The organism is Nakamurella sp. UYEF19 (assembly GCF_040546275.1).
Classification (GTDB): Bacteria; Actinomycetota; Actinomycetes; order Mycobacteriales; family Nakamurellaceae; genus Nakamurella.
Genome location: NZ_JBEPNO010000003.1, coordinates 77386 through 93700 on the forward strand (window position 1 = coordinate 77386; position 16315 = coordinate 93700).

Sequence of the window (16315 nt, forward strand, 5' to 3'; positions counted from 1 at the left end):
TCCTCACTTCCTGCTCAATGCATGATCATCCCGCCGGTCACGTTGATCGACTGCCCGGTCAGGTAGTCGCCGTCGGCGCTCGCGAGAAAGAGGGCGACACCGGCGATGTCGTCCGGCTGCGCCAACCGGCGCAACGGAGAGAGGGCCGACCAGGTGTCGATGTCCTCCTGCTTGCGGGTGTCCGCGCCCATCTCCGTCAGGACGTAGCCGGGACACAGACAGTTCGCGGTGATGCCGTACTCACCGAATTCCAAGGCGCTGCAGCGGGTCAGTGCCGAAACCGCGGCCTTCGAAGCGGCATAGTGGGCCTGTCCGGCACCGCCGGCCTTGGCGGCCATGCTCGACATGTTGATGATCTTCCCGCCACGGCCCGCCGCGATCATCGCGCGCACGGCGACCTGCGTGGTGACGAGCATCGCCGTGGTGTTGATCGCGAACATCTCCTCCCAGTCGTCCACCGAGAGATCCAGCAGCGCACTAAATCTCAGGATCCCGGCGTTGTTGACCAGGATGTCGACGCCGTCCAGGGAATCGATCGCGGCCTCGATGCCGTGCCGGGTGTCCTGAGGATCGGCCAGGTCGACCGGCACGAAGACCCCACCCGTCCGGCCGGAGACCTCGCGGCCGAGTTCCTCCAGACGGTCAAGGACGGCGACCTTGGCTCCCTCCTGTGCGAACCGCTCCGCGATGGTGGCGCCGATGCCCCGGGCCGCACCCGTGACGATCACCCGCCGGCCGGCGAGTCGACCCGACATCCTCGTCACCACCTCACTTGTTGCCAGATCACTTCTCTGCTGAACCGGTGCCGGCCCGCCTGCCGGGGCTGCCCCGCCTGCCGGGATGCAGGACATGCCCGGCAGGCGGTTCGCGGTCAGCCCTTGGGCAGGCCGATCGACATGTCCAGGAACTCGTTGGTGGCGAGCTTGGCCGGAGTAAGACCGGCGACCGGCGGTGTCTTCTGGGCGGTGAAGATCGGGGTGTCGATGTCCAGCACCTTCTGGATGCGGGTCATGTCGAAGTCACCCAGGGTGGAGTTGGTTCCGTTGCTGACCAGGCCGAGGTCGAGCTGCTGCTTCACTGCGAAGTCGGCGACACCCTGGTCGTACTGCCATCCGGTGTTGAACTGCTTGACCAACTGGAGAATGAGAGTATTGGCGGTGGCCGGCTTCTCGATGTAGTCGACCTGGGCGTGCTGGAAGATCGGGACCAGCAGCTTGAGGCACGGCGTCATCGCGGCCAGGTCGGCGGTGCGGACCGAGTAGGCGGCGGCGTAGATCGGGTAGCCGGCGTCGTGCACGAGCTGGAAGTCGACCGGCTTGTCCCAGGCCTTGACCTCCTTGGAGTAGATGTAGGGCTCGGCGCTGGCGAAGCCCTGCTGGGCGTCCTTGCCCTGGGCCGCAACGAAGTTGGCCGGGGTGCCGTCGTAGCTGCCGTCGGTCTGCGCCTCGTTCAGGACTCCGGCGCCGATCAGGTAGGCCATGTAGGCGGCGCCGCCGAAGTAGCGGACCTTCACGTTCTTGGCCTTGAGGTCGGCGATCGTCTTGACATCCGGGTAGGTGGCCGGATCCCACATGATCATCTGCGGGTTCTTCTCCAGCGGGGCGAAGACCGCAATGGTGGGCTGCTTGGCGGAGAGTTGGATCGCCTCGTCGGTGTTGGCGTAGCCCATGGTCAAGGTCTTGTCGGCATACAGCTGAGAGGTGACCGTCTGGAATCCGATCGCCGGGCCGCCGGATCGGACCTCGAACTTGATGCCCATGTCCTTGCCCTGCGAGTACAGCTCGCCGGTGACGCGCTTCTTGTCGGCGTCGATGCTCGGGTTCGGCCCGATCAGCTGGTAGAGACCACCGTGCTCGGACTCGGGGTTCCAGTCGGTCTGGATCGAGACCGTGTCCGGGCAAATACCTTTCAGCGTGGCCGGCGTCGCGCTGGCAGAGGACGACGGACCGGATTCCGGCGCAACGGACGAAGCGGCGCTGGAGGCGACCGCACTGGACGGGCCCGACGACGAAGCGCTCGAGGGGGCTGCGGAGGAGACCGGGGCCGCGGCACTGGACGATGTCGAGTTCGACGTCGCGGAGCTCGCGGTGGAACTGGTCGAGCCGCAGCCCGCCAGAGCGACGCCGGCAGCGAGGATCGCTGTCAGCGCCACGGCGGTACGGCGAGGAAGGTGGTTCACGCGGGGCTCCTGTTCGATGGGCGGGTCGTGCGGGGGTGTCGGCAAGACGAGACCTTCTAGTTGCCGTCGGCCGACAGGTCGTACCAGCGTCCGACGACGAGGGTCCGTAGCCGGCCAAAAACCCAGAAGATGACGAATCCGAGGAACGAGGCCACCAGGATGGCTGCGAACAATGGCGGCCCCTGGAGGCGGGATGCGTAGTTGGACAACAGGCTTCCGATGCCTGGCGTGCCCTGCCGGAAGAAGAAGTCGCCGACGATGGCGCCGACGACGGCCAGGCCGGCGGAGATCCGCATACCGGCGAACATCGCCGGTAGAGCGGCCGGGAGCTTCAGCTTGAGCAGCACCGTCAACCGTCCCGCCTTCTGCAGCTGGAACAGTTCTAACTGCCCACGTTCCACCGACTGGAGACCGAAGAGGGTGTTGGACACCATCGGGAACAGGGAGATCAGGATGCAGACCAGAACCCTTGCGAAGAAACCGAATCCGAACCAGAACCCGATCGGCGGCACCAGTGCGAGGATCGGGATGCACTGCAGGATCACGGCGTACGGGAACAGGGATCGCTCCGCCCAGGTGGCCAGGGACATGAGAATTCCCCAGCCGGCCCCGATCAGGATGGAGATCGCGAGACCGACCAGCGCAACCTTGGTGGTCCGACCCAATGCCACCAGGATCTCCTCGCGGATGTCCGGGTCGCCGAATCCCTGCGTGATGATCTGGTGCGGAGGCGGCAGCAGGAACTGCAGATCCGGATCTAGAACGACATCGCTGACGTAGTACCAGATCCCGATGATGATGGCGAACACCACGAGCGGGGCGATCCAACTGAGCGGGGAGCTCCTGGCCCTGGTTCTGCTCGACGACTTGTTGACCGTCTTCTGGGCCTTGGTGAGCTTCTCCGGTGTCGTGGTGCTCATGAGTGGCCCGCCCGCAGTGCGTGCGAAACCTCGCCGGACAGGGCAGCGAACTCCGGGGTGAATCGGATGTCTGGATCACGTGGCATGTCGAAGGGCACGTCGAAGGTGTCGACGATTCGTCCGGGACGCCCCGACATGACGACCACCCGGGTCGACAGGTACACCGCCTCGCTGACGGAATGGGTGATGAACAGCGCGCCGAACCGCTGGATGTCGAACAGGCGTAGCAGTTCGTCGTTCAGACGTTCCCGGGTGATCTCGTCGAGGGCACCGAAAGGCTCGTCGAACAGGAACAGATCCGGGTTGAGGGTGAGCGATCTGGCCAGCGAGGTCCGCATCCGCATCCCGCCGGACAGGGTGCGGGGCAGGTTGTTCTCGAACCCACCCAGACCGACGAGGTCGATCGCGGCCTGTGCATCCGCGGCACGCGTCGACTTCTTCACGCCGGCCAGTTCGGACAGCAGCTCGACGTTCGAGCGCACCGTCCGCCATGGCAGCAACGTGGCGTCCTGGAAGACGTAGCCGATCCGCTCGGCCAGCACATCCGAAGTGCCACTGCTGATGTCGGTGAGACCGGAGGCGATGCGCAGCAGTGTGGACTTGCCGCAGCCGGACGGTCCGACGACGGTCACGAACTCCCCGGCGCTGACCGTCAGGTCGACCCCGGTCAGCGCGACCGTCCCGTCGGGAAAGGTCTTGGTGATGTCGGAGAACCGCAGGATGGGATCGCCGTCGGCAACGAACCGTTCGGTGGAAACCTGGACACCTCCGCTGCTCGGTGTGGCGTTGCTCGATACCGTTCGGGTGTCGGAAAGCCTGGCCCAGGATGCGGCGGTCATCTGCTCTCCCTGCGCTCGGCGGTCCGCTTGACAACTCGATGTTCATCTCATCAACATCGACAACGTAGAGCCGCTACATTTCCGGCAAATCTCCGATTCGTTCGGCTTTGTTAACACGGTGTTGTCCCGAAGGGAGTTGGCCCTTGCCCGAGCACTCCGCCGCGACGAGACAGACGGATCTGCCCGCCGCCGTCCCCGATCCGGACCACCACACCGGCTCCCAGGAAGCCCGCCTCGGCCGGCAGATCCGGCATCTCCGCCATCAGCACGGCCTCACGCTGGTGGCCCTCGCACGGATGACCAGCCTGTCCCATCCGTTCCTCAGCCAGCTCGAGCGGGGTCTGGCCCGACCGAGCATGACGAGCCTGGGAAGAATCGCACAAGCGTTGCACAGCAGCCAGTCCGAGCTGATGGCACGGGCCACCGACGAGGCTCTCGACCGGATCGGGCCGCCCTTCACCGTGGTCCGTGCCGACGAGGGCACCGTGCTCCCCGCCCCTGGCGGCTCGGCCCGGCTGCTGGTGGGCAGCGCGGCGCGTTTCCATCCGATGGTCTACCTCGGTTCGAACACCGAGTTCGAGGAGTACTACCAGCACCCGGAGGACGAGTTCGTGCACATCATCGAAGGATCGATCGAGGTCGATCTCGGCGAGCGAGAGCACCTCGAACTGACCGTCGGGGACTCCCTCTACTACGGCGGCGGCACCCCACACCGGTGGCGGACCATCGACGGCGCCGGCTACCGGCTGCTCGCCGTCAAGGAAGCTTCCTCGCCGACCGGATGACGCCCCCGTCGAGCGCCAGGACGGTCACCGCCCGACTCGCGGAAGGCCGCTCGCCGGTACGGTGACGGCGTGCCCCACCGCCCCTTGCATTCGAGCCTGCTGACCGCAGGTCTCGGGGCATTGCTGGCCATGGCCGGCTGTACCTCGGGCGCGGCGTTGGGGTCGACGGGCACCGTGACCCTCACCTCGCCGGTGCACGGCAGCGCTGGGGCCACCGTCACCTCCCCGACCTCCACCAGCATCACGCCCACTCCCGTGACGCCCAATGGTCTGCTGACCGGTGCAGGGGTCACCACGACGACGATCAGTCTTGGTCTGCTGGTCGACGCCGCGGCAGATCGGGGCTTCTCGACCGGCGTCGCGCTGTGGCAACGGGCGGTCAACACCTCGGGTGGCATTTGCGGACGGACGATCGTCATCCGCACGGGTAGTGCGCAGGAGGACCTCACCACCGGCTACGGCCGGATCGCCGGGACCACTCTCGGCCTGATCACCCTGCCGGCGGAGTCGGAAGCACCGGCGCTCGCAGCGTTGTCGTCCGCCGACCAGATCCCGGTGCTGACCCTGACCGGGAGTTCGACCGCGCTGACGAAGACGGGACCGGTGGTGATCGGGCCGACGGAGGACATCAAGACCATCAACGCCCTCGCCTACCTCCGGTCGACCGGCAAGCTGCCCGCGGGCAGCTCCCTCGGCGTCGTCACCGACGGTGCCGCCGAGGCGGCCAACGCCCTGCAGGGCGCGCAGTGGTGGGCGAAGGCCAACGACGTCACCCTGGTGTCTCGAACGGTGAGCGGCGGCGAGATCGATCGCACCGCCTGGACCGGCGTCGGCGCGGTGCTGGTCGTCGCGACCCCGTCGCAGGTGCAGGCCACCCTGCGCGGCGTCCCCGCGGACACCGACGTCATCACCGATCTCGACGGGTACGACCCTTCGGCTCCAGTGACCACGAACGGACCGCGGCTCCTGGTCAGTCTCGCCGCTCCGGCCTACGGCTCGGACAACCCGGGGGCGGCTGCGGTGGCCAAGGCGTTCGTGGCCTCCGGCCGCACCGATCCCGGGCCGGATCTGCTCTCCGGATTCGGCGTGGCCGCGAACTGGGGTCGGCTGCTCACCCAGGCCTGCGTGGAGCGGTCGCTGACCCGCTCGGGCGTGGAGGCGGCCATGACCACCGTGGGTCCCGCGTCCGTCGACTCCCTGTTCGGGCCCTCGGATCCCGGCCTGGTGGTCGGCTCCGCGCTGCCCGCCACCCGGGTCTCGTCGGTGGCCCTGGCCGATCCGAAGGCCCCGGCCGGTCTGCGTCCGCTCATCTGGCTGCAGGCCGCCCCCGGCATCGCCGACTACGTGCCGCAGAAGCCATAGCAGCCGTAGCAGCCGGTAGCACCCGCAGGGCCGGTAGCGTCCTGCAAAGTGCTCGCTATAGCGAGCACTTTGCAGGACGCGGGGGCCCGATGCCGCTCCTCAGCGGCGGCCGACCCTCAGGGCGTCACCAGTGGTGCGGTTGGCGCGCAGGGCCTCGATCACCGGCACCAGGGTCAGCAGCGCGATGACGAAGAACGCGATCCGGTACGCGCCGACCGGCTGCTCCAGGTGCACCCAGCCGGCGATCGGATCACCGGCCCGGAGTGCCACCGCGCCGACAGCGACGCCGAACCCGACGGCCACCTGCTGCACCGTGGACGACAGCGTGTTCGCCCCGGGCAGGTCGGGCGGGGCGATGTCGGCGAAGGCCAGCGTGTTGTAGGCGGTGAATCCGACCGACCGGAACATCCCGCCGACGACCAGCAGCAGGCAGATCACGATGATCGGGGTGCCCGGCTGCAGCAGCCCACTGAGAGCCATGCTGAGGGCGGCACCTGTTGCGGCGCAAAGCATCACGGTGCGGAAGCCGAACCGCATGAGCAGGGTGGTGGTAGCCGGTTTGATCAGCAGATTGCCGACGAAGACGAAGATGACCACGGCACCGGCCTTCACCGGTGACCAGTGGAAACCGTCCTGGAACATGAGAGGCAGCAGGAACGGCACGGCGTTCACCGTCACCCGGAACACCGAGCCACCACGGTGCGAGATCAGGAACGTCCTGACGTGCAGCAGCCGGAGTCGCAGGAGGGGGTGCTCGGTTCTCAGCAGGTGCCGTACCGAGAAGACGACGGCGATCACGGCCAGAGCGCCGACCGCTGCGGACGGGACGAGCCGCACGGTCGCGCTGGCCAAGAGATCGGCCAGCACCACCAGCGATGCCACCGCTGCACAGGTCAGGGCGAGTCCGGCCCAGTCGAGCCCGGGGGGACGGGGCTCGTCCACCGCGGGGATCAGCCGCAGTGCGACCAGGAAGGCCACCGCGCCCAGCGGCACGTTGACGAGGAAGATCCAGTGCCACGTCAGGTACGTGGTGAAAAGGCCTCCGAGCAGCGGGGCGAAGACCGGCGCCGCCAGGGCCGGCCAGGTCAACAACGCGATCGCCCGGATGACGTCCGACTTGGCCGTGCTGCGGAGCACAGCCAACCTGCCGACCGGCACCATCATCGCGCCGCCGACCCCCTGGAGCACCCGGAAGGCGGTCAGCTCCACGACACTGGTACTGATCGCGCAGCACACCGACGCCACGGTGAACACGGCGATCGCGGACAGGAACACGCGCCGGACCCCGAACCGCTGGGTGATCCAGCCGCTGAGCGGGATCAGCACCGCGAGGGTCAGCAGATAGGCGGTGATGGTGACGCCGATGTCGGCCGACGTCACCCCGAGAGATCTGGCCATGCTGGGCGCAGCGGTGGCGACGATGGTGCCGTCCAGCTGTTCCATGAAGTAGGTCCCGGCGACCAGCAGGGCAATGCTCCGCTGCCGGCTCTCCATCACCGACCGATCATTTCAAACGATTCGACCCGCTCCTGACCAGATCGCTGTCGTCCGGCGTCGCAGCGGGCTACTTTTGTAGCGGGTGACCAATGCGGGAGGCCGAGATGACGCAAATGCTCGACCACGACTCTGCCGAACTCGGCCCCGGAACCCGACGACCGTTGCGGCGACGACTGGTCGGACCTCTCGCCACGCTCGTGATCCTCGCGGTCCTCGCGCTCTCCTGGCTGATCACCGGACCGATGCGAACGGCGGGCCGGCTGCAGGACATCGTCGGTATCCGGTGGGTGTTGACCAGCGTCAGCCACGACGGACGGACGGCGCCGGTGGCCCGCCTCGGTGATCACACGCTGAAGATGGAATCGTCCGGGCTCATCAGCATCTTCGACGGATGCAACTACAACAACGGCGACTGGTCCTGGACGATGACGGGTTTCGAGGCCGAGCACATCGAGAACGGCGCAGTGTCTTGCGGTTATGCTCCCGGCACCGAACCGCCGCCCACCGATCCGATCGTCACCGACGGCAGCCGCGCGTTGTACGGTTCGGTCTCCGCCGAGACAGACTTCTCGACCCTGACGGTCGGGACCGACGGGTACACGCTGAAGTACGTCAGGAGCTGACGACTCCAGAGAACGGTCAGAGCATCCGGGCCAGGTGCAGTACCCCGAGCAATCCCTCGCAGGGCCGCACCAGCTAGGCGAGATCACCAGCCTGGAAACGGGTTCCGCCACGAGGCGGATGTTCCATCGCCCCGGGATGGCCGGCCAGCAGCGCCCGAAGCGTCCGGACCAGGGGGGCGAGCCAATAACCGCGTTCGTCGGCCAGTGAGCCGAAGTCGAGATCAGCGGGTAGCGGCCCACCGGTGGGGAGGCTGTCGAGTGCCACGAGGGCAGCCTCGCGGACCCGCCTGGCCGGGTCGAACTCGCTCAACCTGGTCTTGGCATCGGTGTCCGAGGACCGGTCCTCCAGCCAGGCGACCTTCCGCTGCAGCCGGGCGAGTTCCGCGCGCAGCTCACGAACATCCTGTTCGGTCGTCCGGGCCGTCGCGCCGGTGCTGTCGATCTGATCCTACAACCGCCTGACGTTCGTCCACTCGGTGGACCAGGAGGAGATTCGATCTGTCACCCGTCTAGGCTCGGTCGCAGGGTCGCGCCGGATGCCGCGAACGGAGAGATCCGGTCCTCGTTCCGGCTCCGCTGCCACCTGTCCGTCGGCCCGATTCCACCACTTGGTCAGTGCGGGTGACGTCCGGAGAAGCCGAGAAAGCGGGCCAGCCCGGATGCGTCGTCGGGCACGTCGACGACATCGCCGAACGGCATGCCGGCACCCCGGTACTCCGGGGAGAGCAGCGGCGCCAGGCCGACCCTGGCCACCTCGGCCTCCTCGTCGGTGTATATCACGGGCTGGCCGGTCGCGATCGCGAGATCCCAGCCGTGGGCCAGGTACTCGCCGGTCATCATGGCCACGCTCGCAGCGGCCGGCATGACTCCAGAGCTCAGCGTGACCGGTGCATCGTCAGGCAATCGGGAGTAACCCTGCACAGCCTTCGCGGCGGCGGCCCGGAACTCCGCGGACGGGTCGGCGATGTGGATGGCTTCGGGGTCTTCGGGCTGGGGGTCACCAGCGCCAGCATTGGCGAAAACCTTGACCCAGCTGACGATGTGATGCACGAGTTGGTCCACGGTGTAGTCCTCGCACGGTGTGGGCGAAGTGCCCTGTCCCGGCCCCACCCCGGCCACCACGTCCGCAGTCTTGGTGAGCACGCTTTCCAGCGTTGTCGTGTCCGTCATGGGTCCGACGCTACGGCGACTGATCAGCCGGTTTCTTGAACAAACGCGACAGGGGTGACGCTCCCCCTGGGTCGGCCTCCGGCCGGTGTCGCGGCTACCTTGACCCGTATGACCGACACGCGCGGCATCGTCCATCCGCAGGTGGGGCTCGAGCATTTTCGGCTGCAGCGCTACGAGCCGGGCGAACGGCTGATCCCCTACGTCGACCGGTTGTGGTGCGTCAGTTGGAATCTCGAGCCGGGTAACGAATTCGAGCAGCCGATCTTCGCGCACCCCGCGGTCAACGTGGTGATCGAGCCGCAGCGCGCCGCGGTGTACGGACCCCCCACCCGGCTCGCCACCCAACGGCAGAGCGGCGTGGGGTGGGCCGTCGGAGTGATGTTCCGGCCGGGGGGTGCCCGCCCATTTCTCGGGACCGCCGCCGAGTGGACCGACCGAGTGGAGCCGATCGCAGATCGGTGGGCGGGCGGAGCATCGGTGGTCGCGGAGGTCCGCGCGGTGCCGGGTCCGGCGCCACTGGCCGAACCGGATCGGGTGGCACGCGTCCAGGAGTTCCTGACCGCCCTGGCTCCCAGCGCGGTCCCACCGGATACGGCATCGGCGACAGCCGCAGCCGCCACGATCGCCGCCGACCGGCAAATCCGGCGGGTGGAGGACCTCGCCATTCGAACCGGTATCGAGATGCGCTCGCTGCAGAGACTTTTCGCCGGCCACATCGGTCTGTCCCCGAAGAAGGTCATCCGGCGGTACCGTCTGCTCGAAGCAGCGGAGGCTGTCTCGACGGGCTCGTCGGTGTCCTGGGCCCAGGTCGCGGTCGACCTGGGCTTCAGCGACCAGGCGCACCTGACGCGCGAATTCACCCGGGCCTTCGGCGTCTCCCCCGCCCGCTATGCCGGCCGCTGATCGACTGCGGCACGTCGTCCTGGCAAAGACTGCCTGACCCTGGCAGGGCCCCCGGACCGTGCCAGGATCCGGCACACCTTGCCAGGACGCCGGCACCCACGCCCCACGCCGCACGCCCCACGCCGCTGAGACGCCGCAAGGGCGGCCCCACCGAAGCGGGACCGCCCTTGCGAATCGAAACAGATAGTACGGGTGGAGCGGAAGCAGGACTCAGAAGTCCATGTCCCCGCCGCCCGGCATTCCGGCCGGAGCAGAGGACTTCTCCGGCTTGTCCGCGACGACCGCTTCGGTCGTCAGGAACAGCGCGGCGATGGACGCAGCGTTCTGCAGCGCGGACCGGGTGACCTTGGCGGGATCGATGATCCCGGCCGCGATCAGGTCCTTGTACTCACCGGTGGACGCATCGAGACCGTGACCGGCCGGCAGGTTGCGGACCTTCTCGGCCACGACTCCGCCTTCGAGACCGGCGTTGATCGCGATCTGCTTCAGCGGGGCCTCGATGGCGACGCGAACGATGTTCGCACCGGTGGCCTCGTCACCGACGAGCTCGAGGGTGGCCAGAGCCTTGGTGCCAGCCTGCAGGAGCCCGACGCCACCGCCCGCGACGATGCCCTCTTCGACGGCGGCCTTGGCGTTGCGCACGGCATCTTCGATGCGGTGCTTGCGCTCCTTCAGCTCGACCTCGGTGGCGGCACCGGCCTTGATGACCGCAACGCCGCCGGCCAGCTTGGCCAACCGCTCCTGCAGCTTCTCGCGGTCGTAGTCCGAGTCGGACTTGTCGATCTCGGCACGGATCTGGGAAACGCGGCCGGCGATCTGCTCGGCGTCGCCGCCGCCGTCGACGATGGTGGTCTCGTCCTTCGTGACAACGACCTTGCGGGCGGTGCCGAGAAGGGCGACATCAACCGAGTCGAGCTTGAGCCCGACGTCCTCGGAGATGACCTGGCCACCGGTCAGGATCGCGATGTCCTGCAGCATGGCCTTGCGGCGGTCACCGAAGCCCGGAGCCTTGACGGCCACGGACTTGAAGGTGCCACGGATCTTGTTGACGACCAGGGTCGCGAGGGCTTCGCCGTCGACGTCCTCGGCGATGATCAGCAGCGGCTTGCCGGACTGCATGATCTTCTCGAGGATCGGCAGCAGGTCCTTGACCGCAGAGATCTTGGAGCCGTACAGGAGGATGTAGGGATCCTCCAGAACGGCTTCCTGGCGCTCGGCGTCGGTCGCGAAGTACAGCGAGACGTAGCCCTTGTCGAAGCGCATGCCCTCGGTGAGCTCCAGCTCGAGACCGAAGGTGTTGCTCTCCTCGACGGTGATGACGCCTTCCTTGCCGACCTTGTCCATGGCCTCGGCGATGAGCTCGCCGATCACGGGGTCAGCGGCGGAGATCGAGGCGGTGGCAGCGATCTGCTCCTTGGTCTCGACCTCCTTGGCGTCGGCCAGCAGCTGGGCGGAGATGGCCTCGACGGCCTTCTCGATGCCGCGCTTCAGACCCAGCGGGTTCGCACCGGCTGCGACGTTGCGCAGGCCTTCGCGGACGAGCGCCTGTGCCAGGACGGTCGCCGTGGTGGTGCCGTCACCGGCGACATCGTCGGTCTTCTTGGCAACTTCCTTGACGAGCTCGGCACCGATCTTCTCGTACGGATCCTCGAGCTCGATTTCCTTGGCAATGGAGACGCCATCATTGGTGATGGTGGGCGCGCCCCACTTCTTCTCCAGGACGACGTTGCGGCCTCGCGGCCCCAAGGTCACCTTCACGGCGTCGGCGAGGATGTTCATCCCGCGCTCGAGCCCGCGACGCGCTTCCTCGTTGAAAGCGATCAGCTTGGACATGAGGTGTTGATCCTCCAGATCGGCCGGCCTCGGACGGACACCGTGGTGCGTCGGCCGGGGTCGGTGAGCAATTGGCATGTTGTGTGGTCTCTGCGACGCCCGCGACGGACGCATCCACTCGACCGTCGCCATCTGGCTCGTGATCACCGCGGACACTCATCGGTTTCGACCTGGCACTCAGGGACCCCGAGTGCCAATTTCATACTGGCACTCTCGGGTGTCGAGTGCAAGCAAGTGTCTCCATCACCTGGTCGCGCCGGGGCCGACGGGTCAGCCGGTGCTGGTGAACGGATTGGGCAGACCGCTGACGGATTCCAGGTCGGTGGGGACGGAGGTCGGCTGCAGCAGGGTGCGCGGGACCACCGGCGCGGTACTGGTCGATTGCGTCGGCGAGGTGGACACCGGGGTCCCTGGTGGCGGGACCTGCGCGTTGGAGGAGACGGTGGGGGTGGTGACCGGCGCCCCCGGATTGCTGTCCCCTCCTCGGTTCACGAGCAGGAGGACAGCGACCACCACGACCACGAGAAGCCCGCCCCCGGCAAACCACGGCCATCGGGGCTTCGCCGGTTCGATCCGATGGCTGGCCGGACGGCGACCAGTGGTGTCCGGACCGAGCTGGGCCGGCCGGACCTGGCCGTAGCTGCCGTACTGGACGGCCTGCCCCGACTGCCCGGAGGGTCCGAACGACCCAGGACCACCCGACCCCGGACTACCCGGACCCCGACCTGGACCCGACCCCGGACCACCCGACCCCGGTGCACCCGACCCCGCACCACCCGGCGCCTGGGGACCCGGCGGCGGCCCGCCGGCCAGCGAAGCGACCTGCGTCCAACTCGGTCCGAGCGTCGGTCCGGGCGTCGGTCCGGGCGGAGGCTGCCGGGCCGCCGGATTGGAGGGCACCGGAGAGCTCTCCCACGGACGACCGGCGACCGGGGCTCCCGCGGCCGCGCCCGGGTTGAAACCTGTGCCGGTCCCTGGAAAACTTCGGGCACCACGGCTTGTCGAACGGTCGGGGCTGGTCGGCGAACCGAAAACCGTCACCGGCGAAGCAACCGGACCAGCCGTGACGGGTGCGATCGGCTCGTCGCCCATCGATGCGATGGCCCGGCGGATGGAGCTGAGCAGGTCGGCACTGCTGGCGTACCGCAGGGTTGGATCCGAGGCCAGCCCACGGGCGATCACCCGATCGACGGCCGGCGACAACGTGGTCAGGGCGGACAGGGAGGGCACCACCCCGGAAAGATGGCCGGTGATGACGGTCCGCACGTCGCCGATGAAGGGCGCACGCCCGGCCAGCGCGGTGAACAACATGCAGCTCAGCGAGTACTCGTCCGACCGTGGACCGACGTCGTCGCCGCGCAGGTGTTCGGGCGAGGCATAGGTGGGTGACCCGAGGAAGTCACCCGAGGCGGTGCGGTGGCCGGTGGTCCCCCGGCGGGTGAGGCCGAAGTCGGCCAGGTAGACGTGTTCGTTCCCCACCGATTCGTTCCGGGTGATCAGCACATTGGCCGGCTTCACGTCGAGATGCACGAGCCCGCGCTCGTGCAGCATGTCCAGCGCGGCCCCGACCTGACCCAGCAGATTCAATACCCGCCGGACTGGCATCGGCCCGGTGGCCAGTTCCCGGGCCAGGTCCGTGCCGTCGACCAGACGCATCGCGATGAACAGCCAACCGCCGGCCTCGCCGAAGTCGTAGAGGGGGACCACGTTGACGTGATCGATGGCCGAGGCGGCCCGCGCCTCCTCGGTGAAGCGGGCGCGGAACTCAGGATCGGCGGAGAGGTTCTCGCTCATCACCTTGAGGGCCACGGCGCGTTCCAGCCTCTGGTCGACGGCCCGGTACACGACGCTCATCCCGCCACGGCCGATCACCTCGTGCACCAGGTAGTGGCCCAGGCGCTGCCCGGTGAGGTCGACCGACACAGCCCAAGAGTAGAGGGCACTCATGGTGCTCCGGGACCGTAGCGCGGAACCCGGCGCCGTCGACCGGTCCGCCCGCGGCGATCCGGTCGACGACCTGACGGGCACCGGCGCACCCGCCGGTCGTAAGGTTCGCTCCATGTCCGACCGCGACCACGAGCCGCCGGTGCCGCTGGAACTACGGGTGCTGACCGGTCCGAACCTCTACTTCTCCCGTCCGACCGTGAAGCTGACGCTGGATGCCTCCGGTGTGATGGACGCCGATCCGGCCACCGTGGTCGGCTGGCAGCGGGCACTGCGCGTCCGTCATTCTGCTGGCAGCAACGCCGGGCACCAGCCGGCCCAGCCCCCAGCCGGCCACCAGCCCGCACCGCACGCACAGCACGCACCGCACGCCGGCGCCGTCCCGCGGACCCCGACGGTCGGCATGGCCGATTCGCCGGCCAGGGCGGATGCGGCCGCCGCCCTGGCCGCGGCGATCGTCCGGCGCGGTGGCGGCGCCATCGGGACGAGGATCCCGGCGGTCGCCAGGGTCGGCGACGATCGCACGGTCGTCGTCGCCTTCCCGTTCCGCCGCCGCGGCATCGCCGAACGGTTCGGGGATGCGATCTCCGTCGCGTTCGAGGGCATCACCCGCGGCGGCGTCGATCCGCAGCAGGCGATCTCCGAGGTCGGTCTGGCCATGGTCGGCGCGGACCCCGGCGAGACCGTGCGCCCCCTGCGCCCGGCCGTTCCGGTGATCGCGGTGACCGGGACCAACGGCAAGACCACCACGACGCGGCTCATCTCGCACCTGATGCAGGCGGACGGTCGGACTCCCGGATGGTCGTCGACGGACGGCATCGTCATCGACGGTGTCGAGGTCGAGAGCGGTGACTGGTCGGGCCCCGGTGGCGCCGCGAGGGTGCTGTCCGATCCGCGGGTAGACGTCGCGGTGACCGAGACCGCCCGTGGCGGCATCCTTCTCCGCGGCGTCGGCACTGCCGCCAACGACGTCTCGGTGGTCACCAACATCAGCGCAGACCATCTCGGGCTGCTCGGCGTGCACACCATCGAGCAACTCGCCGAGGTCAAGTCGGTGGTCGCCCGGATCACCAAGGCCAGCGGCTGGACGGTGCTGAACGCCGACGACCCACTGGTTCGGCAGATGCGGTCGGTGTCGCGCGCCCGTCCTTGGTTCTACTCCCCCGATCCCGACAATCCCTACCTGGACGAGGCTCTGGAGGCCGGCGGCAAGGCCATCACGGTGATCGACGGCGACATCGTGGTGCTCAGCCGGGGGCTGGATCCGACGACAGTCCTTCCCGTGCAGGATGTCCCGCTCACCCTCGCCGGCACCTCGAGGGTGAACGTCTCGAACACCCTGGCCGCGACGGCAGCAGCGCTCGGCGTCGGCGCAACGCTCGAGGCCGTCCGGTGCGGGCTGAGATCCTTCACCGCCGGCGCCGACCACAATGCCGGTCGGCTGAACGTCTACCTGCTCGACAGCCTCGCGGTGGTGCTGGATCTGGCACACAACGAGGCGTCGCTGGAATCGCTGCTCGAGGTCACGGCGGCCCTGCGCCTGCCAGGGGGCCGGTTCGCCGTGGTGGTCGGTACCGCGGGTGACCGCACCGACGAGGCGATCCACGCCATGGGCGAGATGGCCGCAGCAGCAACGGACGAGATGATCATCGCGGGCCGGCACAAGTACCTGCGCGGACGGGAACCGGGGACGATGGAAGAACTGTGGCGTTCCGGCGCGGCCGAGGCGGGAGTGCTGAACGTCGTTGACACCCCGGACGAGCTCTCCGCCCTGATCCAGTTGCTGGACGCTGCCCTGCCCGACGGTTCGGCAATCGCGGTGTGCGCACTGGAGCAGCGCGCCGAGATGGCCACCGAGATCCTGCGGAGAGGCGGTTCGGAGGCTTCTGCGGACCAGATCGCCGAGCGGGTGGCAGCTCAGCGGTCAGGCTCGGGCACAAGCTCCCAGATAGTGCCTGAATAGCCCTGTAACGGTTCGGCATCGGTGGTCTCAACCCACCCACAGTGGCTGAATTTTGGAGCAAGCGGGTGTGACGCAGACCCCTCCTTCGAGTTGAGGGCCGCTCCGAATGCGGTGCGACCACACGGAATCGGGCAAATCGCCGAGGTCGGTCCTGCCGTGAAAAACGGCTGATATCGTTCCGTGACAATTGATCATCAGAGCGGTTCCGCGGTCGAAACGCGGTCCTGGGTGCAGCCATCGTCGTGCCCGCCCGCCCGCCGAACAGGTGCACCGACCCAGTTCCAGTCCCAGATGGCA

14 protein-coding genes are annotated in these 16315 nt (G+C 68.1%); 5 read left to right on the forward strand and 9 right to left on the reverse strand.

Features of this window, described 5'->3' with window-relative positions; translation table 11 throughout:
- Positions 1-14: 14 nt before the first annotated feature.
- The 4 genes from ABIB25_RS06555 to ABIB25_RS06570 form a co-directional block, all read right to left on the reverse strand.
- Positions 15-755, reverse strand: coding sequence for an SDR family NAD(P)-dependent oxidoreductase (locus ABIB25_RS06555; RefSeq protein ID WP_354527627.1), 741 nt, complete (start codon positions 753-755; stop codon positions 15-17).
- A 116-nt stretch (positions 756-871) separates the two neighbouring features.
- Positions 872-2179: a substrate-binding domain-containing protein gene (locus ABIB25_RS06560; RefSeq protein ID WP_354527628.1), complete on the reverse strand. Its 1308-nt coding sequence runs from the start codon at positions 2177-2179 to the stop codon at positions 872-874.
- A 56-nt stretch (positions 2180-2235) separates the two neighbouring features.
- Positions 2236-3099 (reverse strand): ABC transporter permease, encoded by an 864-nt coding sequence (locus ABIB25_RS06565; RefSeq protein ID WP_354527629.1) that lies wholly within the window; start codon positions 3097-3099, stop codon positions 2236-2238.
- Entirely contained in the window at positions 3096-3938 is an 843-nt protein-coding gene (locus tag ABIB25_RS06570) for an ABC transporter ATP-binding protein (RefSeq protein WP_354527630.1), read from the reverse strand. The genes ABIB25_RS06565 and ABIB25_RS06570 overlap by 4 nt, the downstream gene beginning before the upstream one ends.
- Positions 3939-4081: 143 nt before the next feature.
- Here ABIB25_RS06570 and ABIB25_RS06575 point away from each other — a divergent pair, with 143 nt between their 5' ends.
- Together ABIB25_RS06575 and ABIB25_RS06580 are read left to right on the forward strand one after the other, a co-directional pair.
- Entirely contained in the window at positions 4082-4723 is a 642-nt protein-coding gene (locus ABIB25_RS06575; protein WP_354527631.1) for a helix-turn-helix domain-containing protein, read from the forward strand.
- Positions 4724-4792: 69 nt separating this feature from the next.
- A complete protein-coding gene (locus ABIB25_RS06580; protein WP_354527632.1) occupies positions 4793-6085 on the forward strand; it encodes a type 1 periplasmic-binding domain-containing protein in 1293 nt (430 codons plus the stop codon).
- A 99-nt stretch (positions 6086-6184) separates the two neighbouring features.
- Here the strand turns inward: ABIB25_RS06580 and ABIB25_RS06585 are convergent, their stop codons facing one another.
- Positions 6185-7579, reverse strand: coding sequence for an MFS transporter (locus ABIB25_RS06585; protein WP_354527969.1), 1395 nt, complete (start codon positions 7577-7579; stop codon positions 6185-6187).
- Between the two features lie 107 nt (positions 7580-7686).
- On the opposite strand from ABIB25_RS06585, the gene ABIB25_RS06590 reads away from it, so the two are divergent.
- Entirely contained in the window at positions 7687-8205 is a 519-nt protein-coding gene (locus ABIB25_RS06590; protein ID WP_354527633.1) for a hypothetical protein, read from the forward strand.
- 73 nt (positions 8206-8278) lie between these two features.
- Here ABIB25_RS06590 and ABIB25_RS06595 read toward each other — a convergent pair whose 3' ends face one another.
- The gene (locus tag ABIB25_RS06595) at positions 8279-8515 is read right to left on the reverse strand and encodes a hypothetical protein (RefSeq protein ID WP_354527634.1); all 237 of its coding nucleotides are present in this window, start codon (positions 8513-8515) and stop codon (positions 8279-8281) included.
- 302 nt (positions 8516-8817) lie between these two features.
- Entirely contained in the window at positions 8818-9375 is a 558-nt protein-coding gene (locus tag ABIB25_RS06600) for a TIGR03086 family metal-binding protein (protein WP_354527635.1), read from the reverse strand.
- Positions 9376-9483: 108 nt separating this feature from the next.
- Between ABIB25_RS06600 and ABIB25_RS06605 the strand changes: the two genes are divergently transcribed.
- Positions 9484-10278, forward strand: a complete 795-nt coding sequence (locus tag ABIB25_RS06605; protein WP_354527636.1) for a helix-turn-helix domain-containing protein — start codon at positions 9484-9486, stop codon at positions 10276-10278.
- A 210-nt stretch (positions 10279-10488) separates the two neighbouring features.
- Here the strand turns inward: ABIB25_RS06605 and groL are convergent, their stop codons facing one another.
- Both groL and ABIB25_RS06615 read right to left on the reverse strand, forming a co-directional pair.
- The gene (gene groL, locus ABIB25_RS06610) at positions 10489-12111 is read right to left on the reverse strand and encodes a chaperonin GroEL (RefSeq protein ID WP_354527637.1); all 1623 of its coding nucleotides are present in this window, start codon (positions 12109-12111) and stop codon (positions 10489-10491) included.
- A gap of 270 nt (positions 12112-12381) precedes the next feature.
- Positions 12382-14034: a serine/threonine-protein kinase gene (locus ABIB25_RS06615; protein ID WP_354527638.1), complete on the reverse strand. Its 1653-nt coding sequence runs from the start codon at positions 14032-14034 to the stop codon at positions 12382-12384.
- Between the two features lie 136 nt (positions 14035-14170).
- Here ABIB25_RS06615 and ABIB25_RS06620 point away from each other — a divergent pair, with 136 nt between their 5' ends.
- The gene (locus tag ABIB25_RS06620) at positions 14171-16018 is read left to right on the forward strand and encodes a Mur ligase family protein (protein WP_354527639.1); all 1848 of its coding nucleotides are present in this window, start codon (positions 14171-14173) and stop codon (positions 16016-16018) included.
- Positions 16019-16315 lie beyond the last annotated feature (297 nt).